The following is a 12565-nucleotide window of genomic DNA, read 5'->3' as shown; positions in this document are numbered from 1 at the left end:
GCCTGATCTTACTTCGTAATTGTAACGTGGCTGTCAAAGCTTGGGCTATTCGGCACGATGCTGAAGTAGGTCTTCCCCGGGTAAAAAGGGACTTCGGCTCCGTCCTTCACGAATCGGATAACATCATTCTTCTTCCGCACCCACTGACCATGAATGACCCTGCCCCGCTGAAGCAGAATGGCTGGGCCTCCTGAATTCAGGTCTACGCTGAGGCGGCCGACCTTGTCCAGAATTTGATGATCCGCTCCCAGAATCACAACATTCTCCGCAGACAGCTGGGTCCCGGAATCCTTGTCCTTATGGGCCTTCTTGCCAATGAAACGTTCGTACACCTTGGTCTTGGCGTTGTAAATATAGGACACATGGTAGCTGTCCAACAGGAACTTGATCTCTACCTTGGAGGCCGGGTCGCCGACAGCCGGGTCATCTTCCTTGTGAAAAGTGTACGCAGGCACTGCGCTGTCCTGCAGCGTGTATCCCCGCTTCTGGGCACCCGCTATAAGCTTGTCCCCGCTGGTGTATAGATTATGCGGGGCTTTGCGGGATTTGTCTCTCCAGAAGTAAGCGCCCGCATTCGAGATCTCATCCAGATCCTCTTTGTGAAGGCTCTGGATCAGCGCATAAGCATCGGTGCTGCCGCCGGCATGCACCAGCACGCCGTGATAGCTCTCGCCGAGATCGATCAGATACGGCCGGATACTGCGGACCGGCCCGATCTTCGCTGCATTCTCGGCGCTCTGGAAGATCGCGACAAGGCGGGTAATTCCGCCTTCAGCCAGCACTTCATACACGATGTCCGCGCTCAGCAGCCCGGACTGCGGGCGAGCCGCCGGGGCATTGTTAATCATCACGGCCAGCGGCCTGTTCTGCATCGGAGCATCCAGCGGCTCCCCGGTCAGCGGGGAGATATACGAGGAAGGCTGTGCGGTCACCGGCTGATCCACCGGAGCCGGAGCCGGAGCCGGGGTCTCCCCCGTCTTGACAGGCGCTGTCGGAGCCGCCGTATCACCGGACTGGCACCCGGCCAGCAGCATGGAGGATGCGGCCAGAGTAAGGAGCAATTTATTCAGGGAACGAAGGGTCATCGTAGTCCTCCCGTAAGTTCTTTTTGTCACCATTATAATTGTAATGTTGCCCCTGTGGAAGAAATAAACTCCTCTTCATGTGATATAAAAGAAATAATAAATAAGGCACAGTCCCGGGTCTTGGGTCTGTGCCTGTGGAATTATAAACGAAGAGTTAAAACGTGATCTGCCTGAAGCTGCTTCTCAGGGGAATTACACGCTCGGTGTCTTAAGCAGTTTCTGCTTCTTCTGCTTCTTCTGCTGCTTCTGCTTCGGCTTCGGCTTCAGTCTCTGAAGCTGAGCCTCCGAACTGCCAGCAGTTCAGACTGAGCGTTCCATATTGATAATCCTGGAACAGCCTCTGAGCCTGGCGGTCTTTATCCGCCGCGCCCATCGCATAGAAGAGAGGAATGAAGTGCTCCGTTCCATACTCCGGCACAGCCTCGCGGGCGTGCGGGGCTCTTTTCTCATAATCGAATAAGTCTCTAAGATTCCAATCCTCCAGCCGGGAACCGATCCATTGATCGAATTCAACCGCCCAAGGAGCGGGCTTACCCGATCCAAGCAGACGCAGATTGTGAACCGTTCCTCCGCTGCCGATGATCAGAACGTCCTGCTCGCGAAGACTCTGCAGCATTCGGCCAATCTCGTACTGTTCCTGCGGCGACCGCTTGGAATCTACCGAAAGGCTGATTACGGGTACATTAGCTTCGGGATACATCAACCTCAGAATCACCCAGGCACCATGGTCCAGACCTCTGTCTGTGATCACTTTAAAGGGGAGGTTGCCCGCTCGGAACAGAGAGGCAATCTCCTCCGTGAGCTCTGCGTGCCCCTTGGCCGGATAAGTAAGTTCATACATCTCATCCGGGAAGCCGTAGAAGTCATGTATCGTATTCAGGACCTCATCACCTGTGACCAGCTGGTCCGGTGAATCAAAATGGGCGGAGAAGACGACAATGGCTTTCGGCGCAGGCAGGGATTGTCCTAATTTCTGAAGAAACCGGGTGTATTCATTGTCTTCCAAGGCCAGTGTAGGCGAACCGTGTGCTACAAAAAATGCGGGTAATGTCACGAGAATGCCACCTCCATGCGCCAAATAATAGATACACTTTTATTGTATCGCTTCCTGCAGCAGAATACCATATATCCTGCAAGCGCGGCTCCTAGATATGCACATTCCGGGTACGTTAGTAATCCATGGGATATACTTTGACTTTAACTTGAAAGCCGTAGGTCCAAGCCCCCACCTTATCTGCTCTCTGTACCTCAAAATGACAAAGGCTAGGTAAGCTTAAGCCGTCTTGGCCGGTGTTCCCGGAGCCGTCCGTTCTAAGATCCGAATCAATATCCAGAGGCCAATCACACACAGGACGGCAAGAATCGCCGAACCCCCGGCATGTACCAGTCCAGCTGCCAGAAAGGCAGACCCCAGCCCTAGATGAACAGTCCGCATATACTTGTTACGCACCCGCTTAATCAGAAAGCCGTAGACACCGGTCGATAGCAGCAGCACAAAGGCCCCTATTCCTGTAAGAATTGAATCCTGTTTCGTGCCCTGAATTAAGAAGTACACCCCATGTATCGCAATCAGGATCATAGCCAAATATCCTGTATAGGTATGAACTGCATAGAACAGCTTCACACCTTTGCGGACTAATGTAGACGCGGATCTCCGCTTCTTCTTCAAGGTGATCCAGGCATAGCTTGCGGCAGCAGAGAATACCGCGATGGTCCCAAGTGTCTTGAAGATCTCCTCCGGTCCCTCTTCACGTTCTCCCCGTTCCGGGCGGAAGCTGGTCTCTGAATCTTGCCCTGTTACGGTTCCTTGCCCCGAACCTGTTCCGTTCATGCCGGGCGGCATCTGTTTCTGTATACCGAACTGACCATACAGAATAAGGACCAAGGCGGCTAGAGTGAGCAGGATGGCTGGAATGAATACTATTCGGCTCTTGTTCATAAATGGACTAAGGCTCCTTCGCTAATAGATTTCATAATAAGGTCAGCATATCCTAATAAACTGAAATTTGGCTGAGAAAACTCATGATTTACGAAAAATAATCAGTACGTTTCCCTTCCAAATACAAATAAGCGTGTAACAGTATTTTAACCTGTTACACGCTGATACCTGATCTATTCAAGATATCTTCTTCATTCTAATAGCCTTAGCTCATATCATCCAGTGCTGCCATTCCGTCTGAATCGATTCCTGTTCATTCAACCATTCCTTCGTTCGCTTGATCAGCTGCTGACGATGCTCGCCAACAGAGAAGGTATGGTCTCCCTGGAAAATAATTTCCTTGTCGCAGCGCCCTTCCGGACGCATCCAGAATACCTTCTGGAAGAGGAACGCATAATCAACTGGAATCTCGTCATCCGAGGTTCCGTGGATAACCAGCACATTCCCCGTAAATTTGGTCGCTTCCTGGAAAGGCTGTGATGTACCCAGAGACTCAAAAAATACAGGCGTGAACTCATACCCCAGATAATCCGAATGCCCGTATTTCATCGCATCATCATATACCTTACGGTCAGTAATTTTTACAATATCGCTAAAAGGATACCCTACAGACGACCACATGACCAGATTCTTCACTCGGCGGTCACGTACCGACGTAAGCAGTGCAACGGCCCCGCCCAGGCTGTGACCGATCAGGGTGATCCGGGTAGGATCGACATCGCTAAGAGTCTCGCCATAATTCAATACGGTCCGGGTCTGGGCGACCATGGAATCAAGGCCTTCCTTCCCGTATGAACCCGTACTTTCACCACAGCCGATATAATCGAACCGGATCACAAGATACCCTTCTTCGGCTAGATCCCTGGCTGTCTTCACGAACAACCGGTCAACGCCAATACGGCTTCCCACGAACCCGTGGCAGATAATAACAAGCGGTACCCGGTCCTTGCATCGACCGCTCTTCTTGGCAGCCGCGGCCGGGTAGTGAACACTCGCTGTAATCTCTTCATTCTGATGCTGGATAACAATTTGTCTCTCCATGTAACTCCATCTCCCTGATCCGTGAGTTATACTATATAAATCCGATAAGTTTAATATGAATTAGTTAAACTCATCTTATCACCACGGGTAGGGAGTGTCAATCCTTACGAATTATTCGTAGGAACGGCGATAGAATTCATGGGTCTTCTCTTTGCCATCCCAATTGCTTAGGAAAATATCATTGTGAAGAGCACTGGACTCCCCCTCCAATTCACCTGATGCCTCAGCTTCCGAAGCGAACTCCACATTTGCCCCAATAACCAGATTGCGGTCATGATCCGCTCCCCTGACCGCCCGGACATCACTTACAGCATCAATATCCTGTCCCAGCTCCACATCTTGATTGTTCTTAACTACCTCATCTTTAACTTCACGTGAATTGCTGTTCAACAGGTAGCGCCGGGTTAATTCCGATTTGAATTTGCTCATGTCAACCTCTCCTTGTCCCTTGAAATGAGTTCACCATGCTTTTTGGGCTTGGCTGATTTCGCATAGTGTGGGAGAGAAGGGCCTATTTTATTCTGTTTTGCTTGAAGATGGGCTGCCCCCACTATGGGTTCGTATCTGGGTAATCTATGACGATCCCATGAGCAGATACTTCACTTCTTCCACCATCTGGTTGTTATCCAAGCTATGAACAAATTTTGCCAAATCAATTCCTTAGACCGACATACATAAGCCAAAAAAAGAGTTAATCTAAGTTGAATGAACTAAAAAGATGAACAAGAGAGGAAGATCAGGATGAGCTTAAGCCGGATTCAGACCTTACTGCTGCAGCTGGATGCAATCTGGTACCAGGATGAATGGTTCACCACGGTAACCCGGGCGCTGGATGGAGTTACCGCAAAGGAAGCGGCCTGGAAGCCTTCAGGTGAATTGAATTCGATATGGCAGCTCGTTAATCACATGAATTTTTATAATGAACAGATTCTTCAGCGGCTCACGAATCAGCCCCAACATGAGGCAAGCAACAATACAAGCACCTTCGGAAGTCCTGGGGAGACAGATAACGAGACAGGATGGCAGGAAGTAAAAGAACGAGCCTTCACCGTAATAGCTGAAATTCGTAAAGTTATCGCCTCCCTAACGGATGAGGATCTGGATACTCAGGTAAATGAGACTACGCTAGGACATACGCTATCCACTTGGGTGATGCATGATGGCTTCCATACGGGACAGATTGTCCTAATCCGTAAATTACAAGGCAGCTGGCCAGCTACTATTTGGCCCTAAAGCTATCTCTATGGAGATAGTTTTTTTATATTTTTTGAGGAAGACTATTACCGATATCCCGGCTTGCCGGATACAGAACACTTCCCTGGTCCCTTGCGTAGTTGCATAAGCTTAAGTATACTTTGGGCAAGATTAATACCAGAATTCCCGATAAGTTTGCTGACCGTGGGTCTGGTCCTGTCCTTTTTTTATGTCATGTTCTGAATGGAAAAAATAGGATTTCATAGCGAGTCACCCTAGAAAATAAGTGTATATGCTATATACATACACGAAGAGGAGAATAAAAAAAGCCATGTACATCCACGAAATGATTAAAGAGACTAACCGCCTAAGAGATTATATGACTCCCGAGAATGATGCCTATTTCGGCGAGATGGTCCGCAGCTTGCGGGCAAGCTCACTAGGTGAAGCGAAAGGCGAAGAAGTTCTTCTGGGACTGGCTCAGGAGATTCTTACCGCGCAGAACAATAATCGTCCTATCCAAGAGCTGTACGGAGAAAGCCCAAAGGCCTATTGTGCCCAGCTCGTAGCTGATATGTCGATCCGGCAACCGCGCAGCATGAAGGATAAAGTGAAGTACTACACCATGATCCCATGGGTAGCGCTAACTTGGGTATTCTTCATCATGATGCTTACTGGATTCTTTAGCAAATGGTTCGGCGGGGACCTGACGTACACCCGCATAAGTACTGCAACACTGCTGCTCATCTCGCTGGGCTCGATCCTGCTCATTGAGTTGATGACCCGGTTCCTCAAACCGGAATCCAAGAAGGGGAGACCCGCCGAGACGGTCAAAGCCACCACGAAAGAGATGGGGATATACCTCGGCATTATGGCCGGTATCGTTGTCATTGGGGTGCTGCTTGTTATCTTTCTCCCGGCCTTCGTCGTCTCACCTTGGGACAGTCTGGTTATCTTCATCGTTGGCCTAGCGGGCCAGAGATTCTTTTTCCTTCGCAAGCCGAGGGGACCTAAACAGGTCGCCCATAACTAACTCTATTCTTAAGCTGCCCCCCACCGTTCATATAGAGAAGATCTTTACTCTCCTATGAACGGCTGAGGGTGCACCACTCCCACACTTCGTTACTTCCGCTTGATCACTCCCTTATTGGCACTCTAATTCCCACCCTTGTCTTTCGCATTAGACCTACAGGAAATGCTCTATTCATCCATAATAAAAGACGACCCTCCTCCTGCTAAAATCAAGAGAATGATCGCCTTACGCTTTGTATTATTTACTTCTCCTCACTGAGTATTCCGTCACCAGCAGGAGCAGCACCCCAAGTACCATAATCATATTTGCAGCAGTTCTGTCTAAGTCTATGCCTACATAGGAGCCAAAGAAACCCAACAGAAGAAGAATAAGACCTACAATCGTTATTAATCTCAATTTGTTCATTTACCCACTCCCTTAAATTATATTTAATATATATCCCAGCCTCCTTTAAATATAAAACAAAAATTAGCGCAAAAAGTTTCTCTTAAAATACATATTATGAAATAAATGTAATTCTTATCCCAAAAAAAGCCTGGCTTCCTAATTCGTGCACCAAAGCACTGCCATTAGCAGCCAAGCTTTCTTCTAATTTAATTTAATCAGATCAGCTTTAATTTAATCAGATCAGCAAATTGAACAAGTTCAAGTCCCGGTTCAGCTCTGTGAAGGCAATCCCTTTCGCCCTCATCCGTTCAATCAGGGGCACATAGTCCTCTTGATAAGACAGTTCAATTCCCACCAGGGCAGGACCATTCTCCTTGTTATGCTTCTTCGTGTATTCGAAGCGGGCAATGTCATCATTCGGCCCCAGCACATCCTGAAGGAACTCGCGGAGAGCACCTGCACGCTGAGGGAAGTTAATCAGGAAGTAATGCTTCAGACCCTCGTAGATCAGCGAGCGCTCTTTGATCTCCTGCATCCGGTCAATATCGTTGTTCCCGCCGCTGATGACGCATACCACCGTCTTGCCCCGTATCTCTTCCCGGTAGAGGTCCAGTGCTGCTACAGGCAGGGCTCCCGCCGGCTCCACTACTATGGCATTATCGTTATACAGCTCAAGAATGGATGTACAAGCCTTGCCCTCAGGAACCATTAATATATCATCGAGTACGCTAGAGCAAATTTGGTAGGTCAAATCACCTACACGCTTCACCGCGGCGCCGTCTACGAACTTGTCGATCGTCGCAAGCGTAACGACTTCCTTCTCCTTGAGCGCTTCACTCATGGAAGCGGCCCCCAGGGGCTCAACCCCGATGACTTTGGTCTGCGGGCTGACCATTTTGACATAGGATCCAACTCCCGCAGCAAGCCCCCCTCCGCCAATAGTCACAAAGACATAGTCAGCCGGGCTACTCAGTCCCTCCATAATCTCCATTCCGATTGTGCCATTGCCCGCAATGATCTTCGGATCATCGAATGGGTGTACAAAAGTCATGCCGTGCTCATGGCAGGCTTTCATCGCTTCGGCATAAGCATCATCATACGTATCACCAGTCAAAATGACTTCGACATCAGAACCGCCAAAACGCTTCACCTGTCTCACTTTCTGATTCGGCGTAGTGCTAGGCATATAAATATGGCCCCGAATTCCCAAGGCATGGCAGGATAGGGCGAAGCCTTGAGCATGATTGCCCGCGCTTGCGCACACAATGCCCCGCTCACGCTGCTCTTCCGTCAGATTACGGATCATATTGTAAGAGCCGCGGATTTTGAAGGAGCGGACCACCTGCAGATCCTCTCTTTTCAAATACACTTGGCAGTCATATCTTGCAGATAAAGCCCGGTCCAGCTGAAGCGGTGTACGGACTACGACCTCCTTGAGGACATGATGCGCACGTATGATATCTTCCATCCCAACAGTAGGATTCTCTCCTTGGGTCATTTCTCTCTCCTCGTTTCTCCCTGGCTATGGCCTGAGTGTCTTTCGTCCAAGCCCTAGCGATCACTTTGTTGTCTAAAATACACCTATATTCGGCTTAGTTCAAGTCCTGCGCTAATGAAAGTTTTGGCTACTGGCACAGAATGCATGCGCGCTTTACATCGCCCTCTATCTCTCAATCTCAAGCGACCTTACCTCAAAAGGCTTCAGCTGCCGCTCAATCTGCTCCCGCTGCGGCTCGAGCCACTCCGGCAGCTTCAGTGAACGGCCAAGCAGCGCCTCCGGCTCGTCGACGTCAAACCCTGGCGAATCTGTCGCAATCTCGAACAGAATCCCGCCCGGCTCCCGGAAGTACATGGCTTTGAAATACTGTCTGTCCTTCACATTTGTGGGATGCATGCCATACCTATCAATTACCTCGCGCCACATTTGCTGCTCATGCTCATCCTTCGCGCGCCAAGCTATATGATGCACGGTCCCTGATCCCATTGCCCCCCGTGGAATGCTGGATGTACTGATATCAATCCAGTTGCCCAGATCGCCAGCCGCCTTGAACCGCATCAGCCCTTCTTCTTCCCCATACAGAGTTAAGCCAAGCACATCCTTCAGCACGGACTGCGTTCTGCCTGGCGCCATACTGAACAGCATCGCACCTCCAAAGCCCTTGATCGCATAAGGGATCGGCACCCCTCCAGCAGTCCAGCCGCTCGGTCTGCCTTCAATTCGTTCCACCAGATCGATCAGGAGACCCGAATTGTCTGCGAACCTGATGTATTCTTCACCAAATCTCGTGTTCTCCATCGTCTGAATTCCATACTTACTGAGTCTCTCCCGCCAGTACAGCAGGCTTCGGGGTGGCACGGCAAATACAGTGACCCCTACTTGTCCTCCACCGAGTATTCCTACATGGGCGTCCTCCTGAGGGAAGAAGGTCATGATCGTCCCCGGGCTGCCCTTCTCATTCCCGAAATACAAATGATAGACATCCGGCACATCATAGTTAATGGTCCTCTTTACCAGCCTTAACCCCAGTACACTTGTATAAAAATCCACGTTCTCCTGCACATCGCTAACAAAAGCCGTGATATGATGAATTCCCATCGTAATCGGAACAGCGCTTCCTCCTAGTTCAGGTATAAGTCTACTATTTATTATAAAAGACAGCGCAGGTTATTTTCATCTTTCATCCACATAGGCAGCCACCAGGGGAACCTTGACTCTACCGGCAGGAATCCGTAATACAAAAGCGCCAATCCCCGTATACCGGTGACTGACGCTCTTAGTGTAATATTCTTTTTGCTAGAGTAGATCTCTAGAGTCTATTTCTAATTATGGTTCCGTATGGAATGAACTTTACCATCAAGATTCACACCAACTTGTTCCCCCGTGTTACTTCGATTATACCAGTGCTTTGGCTGCAATATCCGTACGGAAATGCTTGCCTTCAAAAGCAATTCGCTCCGCCTCTGCATAGGCTTTGCTTCTTGCTTCTGCAATATCGCGTCCAAGGCCAACTACACCCAGTACACGTCCGCCATTCGTTACCCATTCCCCATCCGCATTCTTGGCGGTACCTGCATGGAATACAAGTGCATCTTGCACCTGCTCCAAACCGCTGATTACAAGTCCCTTCGGATAAGAAGCCGGATATCCCGGAGAAGCGAGCACTACGCATACCGCAGCCTCATCGCTCCACTCAATCTCTACTTGATCCAAAGTCCCGTTTACCGCAGCGAGGAAAATCTCCAGCAGATCGCTCTTCAGCCTTGGTAGCACGACTTGAGTCTCCGGATCACCGAAGCGGGCGTTGAATTCGATCGTCTTCGGCTTGCCGTCCGGAGTAATCATGAGCCCTGCGAACAAAACGCCGCGGAACGAACGCCCTTCGGATACCATCGCTTTGGCTGTAGGCTTGATAATTGTCTCAATGGCCTCTTCAATAATGGAATCCGCGATATGCGGCAGTGGGGAATACGTTCCCATTCCACCTGTATTCGGGCCCTTATCTCCATCAAAGACCTGCTTATGGTCCTGAGCAGCCGACATCGGACGTACGGTCTCTCCATCGACAAAAGCCAGAATGGACATCTCCTGACCGGTCATGAACTCTTCAATAACTACTTGGCTTCCGGCGGATCCAAATACCTGTGTTACCATAATGTCCGCCAGCGCCTTCTCCGCTTCTTCACGGGTAAAGGCTACGGTTACCCCTTTGCCCGCGGCCAGTCCGTCCGCCTTGATGACGATAGGGACAGGCTGGCTCCGCAGATACTCCAGCGCTGCTTCATAGTTATCGAACTTCTCGTAAGCAGCAGTCGGGATGTTATATTTACGCAGCAGATCCTTCATGAAGGTCTTGCTTCCCTCAATATGAGCCGCATTCTTACGCGGTCCAAACACTGGAATATCCTTCGCTTCAAAAGCATCGACGATCCCGTCCGCAAGCGGGTCATCCGGTCCAACGACGACAAGCCCAACCTGCTTCTCCTGTGCAAATGCCGTCAGACGATCGAACTCGCTGACCTGGATCGGCACAATCTCAGCTACCTCGCCGATTCCCGCATTTCCCGGCGCGCAGAAGATCTTACCTGCCTTCGGGCTCTTCGCGAGCGCCCAGCAGATCGCGTGTTCGCGACCGCCTCCGCCAATCACCAATATATCCAAGGAATGTCCCCCTCTCCGAATTGTTAATAGAGTTGATTTAATGATTATATAAGTTGAACTATTGACTTACATATTAGGCAGCCCGTGTGAAATGTTCTTGAGGGGCGCTATGGTATTCTAGTGTTTGAAATGACGTACGCCTGTGAATACCATCGCAATTCCATGCTCATTTGCGGCTTTGATCGACTCTTCGTCCTTAACCGATCCACCCGGTTGGATGATTGCTGTAATGCCCGCCTTCGCTGCCTCTTCAACGGTATCTCCCATCGGGAAGAAGGCATCCGAAGCCAGTACGCTGCCTTTGGCTTTCTCTCCCGCTTGTTCAATCGCAATCTTGGCTGCGCCAACGCGGTTCATTTGACCTGCTCCAACACCTACGGTCATGCTGTCTTTCGCAAGCAGAATTGCATTAGATTTCACATGCTTAACTACTTTCCATCCGAACAGAAGCTGCTTCAATTCTTCTTCTGTAGGCTGGCGATCCGTAACGACCTTCAGATCAGCAGCGTCCACGGAGTGAACATCACTCTCTTGAACAACCATTCCGCCGTCAATGGAAGTCACGACGAATTGGCTCTTTCTGTTCTGACCGGACTGCAGTTCTCCTACTTTAAGAAGGCGAATATTCTTCTTCTTCGTAAGTACTTCCAGCGCTTCCTTAGTGAAGCCTGGTGCAAGAATGATCTCCAGGAAGATTTCCTTGAGCAACAGAGCAGTATCCTCGTCAATGATGCGGTTAGCCGCAACGATGCCGCCGAAGATGGAGGTTGGATCTGCTGCATGGGCCTTTTGGAAAGCTTCCAGCACACTGCGTCCAATGCCTACGCCGCATGGATTCATATGCTTGACTGCGACAACAGCAGGCTCTTCGAACTCTTTTACAATCTGAAGGGCAGCGTTCGCATCGTTAATATTGTTGTAAGAAAGCTCCTTACCATGCAGCTGCTCAGCACTGGTAAGCGTGTCGGCCGCGGCCAATGGCTTGCGGTAGAAAGCCGCCTTCTGATGCGGATTCTCGCCATAACGAAGATCCTGGATCTTCTCGTAAGTTACCGTGAAACGCTCTGGAAGCGGATCGCCTGTTACGTTCGACAAATAATCAGAGATCAGCGCGTCGTAAGATGCTGTATGACGGAATACTTTTGCCGCAAGCCGCTTGCGTGTCTCGAGAGTGGTGTCACCTTGTGCACGAATCTCCTCAAGAAGGCCATCATAATCCGAGGAATCAACCACAACGCTGACGAAAGCGTGGTTTTTGGCAGCAGAACGAAGCATGGTTGGTCCACCAATATCAATATTCTCTATTGCATCTTCATACTCCACATTCAGCTTCGCAATTGTCTCCTGGAACGGATACAGATTTACGACAACCATGTCGATGTAGTCAAGACCCAGCTCCTTCATTTGAGCCTGATGCTCCTCGCTATCACGTACAGCGAGCAGACCGCTGTGCACAGCAGGATGAAGAGTCTTCACACGGCCATCCAGAATCTCAGGGAATCCTGTTACGTCGGAGATTCCGATAACCGGTACCCCTTCTTTTGCCAAGAGGTTCTTGGTTCCTCCTGTTGAAATAATCTCTACACCCAGCTTAGACAGTTCGCGGCAAAATTCCACGATCCCAGTTTTGTCCGATACGCTGACCAGCGCTCTTTTGATACTCACGATTGGCTCCTCCTTAGTTTGACAGCACGTTTTGTCTGAAAATTTGGCACGTACATGGATTG

12 protein-coding genes are annotated in these 12565 nt (G+C 49.9%); 2 read left to right on the top strand and 10 right to left on the bottom strand.

What is annotated here, in order from left to right; genetic code table 11:
• Positions 1-8 precede the first annotated feature (8 nt).
• The 5 genes from EJP77_RS11570 to EJP77_RS11550 all read right to left on the bottom strand — a co-directional run bounded on the left by EJP77_RS11570 (position 9) and on the right by EJP77_RS11550 (position 4494).
• Entirely contained in the window at positions 9-1085 is a 1077-nt protein-coding gene (locus EJP77_RS11570; protein WP_127199405.1) for a DUF3048 domain-containing protein, read from the bottom strand.
• A gap of 208 nt (positions 1086-1293) precedes the next feature.
• A complete protein-coding gene (locus EJP77_RS11565) occupies positions 1294-2139 on the bottom strand; it encodes a DODA-type extradiol aromatic ring-opening family dioxygenase (protein WP_127199404.1) in 846 nt (281 codons plus the stop codon).
• Positions 2140-2358: 219 nt separating this feature from the next.
• Positions 2359-3024: a hypothetical protein gene (locus tag EJP77_RS11560; protein WP_127199403.1), complete on the bottom strand. Its 666-nt coding sequence runs from the start codon at positions 3022-3024 to the stop codon at positions 2359-2361.
• A gap of 210 nt (positions 3025-3234) precedes the next feature.
• Positions 3235-4065 carry an alpha/beta hydrolase gene (locus tag EJP77_RS11555; protein ID WP_127199402.1) on the bottom strand — a complete coding sequence of 277 codons (831 nt, stop codon included), beginning with the start codon at positions 4063-4065 and terminating at the stop codon, positions 3235-3237.
• Between the two features lie 111 nt (positions 4066-4176).
• The gene (locus EJP77_RS11550; protein ID WP_127199401.1) at positions 4177-4494 is read right to left on the bottom strand and encodes a hypothetical protein; all 318 of its coding nucleotides are present in this window, start codon (positions 4492-4494) and stop codon (positions 4177-4179) included.
• Positions 4495-4806: 312 nt separating this feature from the next.
• Between EJP77_RS11550 and EJP77_RS11545 the strand changes: the two genes are divergently transcribed.
• The gene (locus EJP77_RS11545) at positions 4807-5298 is read left to right on the top strand and encodes a DinB family protein (RefSeq protein ID WP_127199400.1); all 492 of its coding nucleotides are present in this window, start codon (positions 4807-4809) and stop codon (positions 5296-5298) included.
• A 292-nt stretch (positions 5299-5590) separates the two neighbouring features.
• The gene (locus EJP77_RS11540) at positions 5591-6292 is read left to right on the top strand and encodes a DUF1129 family protein (protein ID WP_127199399.1); all 702 of its coding nucleotides are present in this window, start codon (positions 5591-5593) and stop codon (positions 6290-6292) included.
• Positions 6293-6529: 237 nt separating this feature from the next.
• Here the strand turns inward: EJP77_RS11540 and EJP77_RS20660 are convergent, their stop codons facing one another.
• The 5 genes from EJP77_RS20660 to purH form a co-directional block, all read right to left on the bottom strand.
• Positions 6530-6697: a hypothetical protein gene (locus EJP77_RS20660; protein WP_185897319.1), complete on the bottom strand. Its 168-nt coding sequence runs from the start codon at positions 6695-6697 to the stop codon at positions 6530-6532.
• 217 nt (positions 6698-6914) lie between these two features.
• Positions 6915-8177 carry a threonine ammonia-lyase IlvA gene (gene ilvA, locus EJP77_RS11535; RefSeq protein ID WP_127199398.1) on the bottom strand — a complete coding sequence of 421 codons (1263 nt, stop codon included), beginning with the start codon at positions 8175-8177 and terminating at the stop codon, positions 6915-6917.
• 165 nt (positions 8178-8342) lie between these two features.
• Positions 8343-9275, bottom strand: a complete 933-nt coding sequence (locus tag EJP77_RS11530; protein ID WP_127199397.1) for a ring-cleaving dioxygenase — start codon at positions 9273-9275, stop codon at positions 8343-8345.
• A 297-nt stretch (positions 9276-9572) separates the two neighbouring features.
• Positions 9573-10838 carry a phosphoribosylamine--glycine ligase gene (purD, locus tag EJP77_RS11525; RefSeq protein WP_127199396.1) on the bottom strand — a complete coding sequence of 422 codons (1266 nt, stop codon included), beginning with the start codon at positions 10836-10838 and terminating at the stop codon, positions 9573-9575.
• Positions 10839-10955: 117 nt separating this feature from the next.
• The gene (purH, locus tag EJP77_RS11520; protein WP_127199395.1) at positions 10956-12503 is read right to left on the bottom strand and encodes a bifunctional phosphoribosylaminoimidazolecarboxamide formyltransferase/IMP cyclohydrolase; all 1548 of its coding nucleotides are present in this window, start codon (positions 12501-12503) and stop codon (positions 10956-10958) included.
• Positions 12504-12565: the final 62 nt, after the last annotated feature.

Origin of the sequence: Paenibacillus zeisoli (genome assembly GCF_003994465.1) — a bacterium.
In the GTDB taxonomy this organism is placed as follows: domain Bacteria; phylum Bacillota; class Bacilli; order Paenibacillales; family Paenibacillaceae; genus Fontibacillus; species Fontibacillus zeisoli.
The sequence above is the reverse complement of the archived record's forward strand: the minus strand, read 5'-3'. Positions and strand labels throughout refer to the sequence as shown.

Coding starts and splice junctions, on each gene's coding strand:
- EJP77_RS11570 (WP_127199405.1), bottom strand. CDS start 1,085: ATGACCCTTCGTTCCCTGAATAAATTGCTCCTTACTCTGGCCGCATCC.
- EJP77_RS11560 (WP_127199403.1), bottom strand. CDS start 3,024: ATGAACAAGAGCCGAATAGTATTCATTCCAGCCATCCTGCTCACTCTA.
- EJP77_RS11555 (WP_127199402.1), bottom strand. CDS start 4,065: ATGGAGAGACAAATTGTTATCCAGCATCAGAATGAAGAGATTACAGCG.
- EJP77_RS11550 (WP_127199401.1), bottom strand. CDS start 4,494: ATGAGCAAATTCAAATCGGAATTAACCCGGCGCTACCTGTTGAACAGC.
- EJP77_RS11545 (WP_127199400.1), top strand. CDS start 4,807: ATGAGCTTAAGCCGGATTCAGACCTTACTGCTGCAGCTGGATGCAATC.
- EJP77_RS11540 (WP_127199399.1), top strand. CDS start 5,591: ATGTACATCCACGAAATGATTAAAGAGACTAACCGCCTAAGAGATTAT.
- EJP77_RS20660 (WP_185897319.1), bottom strand. CDS start 6,697: ATGAACAAATTGAGATTAATAACGATTGTAGGTCTTATTCTTCTTCTG.
- ilvA (WP_127199398.1), bottom strand. CDS start 8,177: ATGACCCAAGGAGAGAATCCTACTGTTGGGATGGAAGATATCATACGT.
- EJP77_RS11530 (WP_127199397.1), bottom strand. CDS start 9,275: ATGGGAATTCATCATATCACGGCTTTTGTTAGCGATGTGCAGGAGAAC.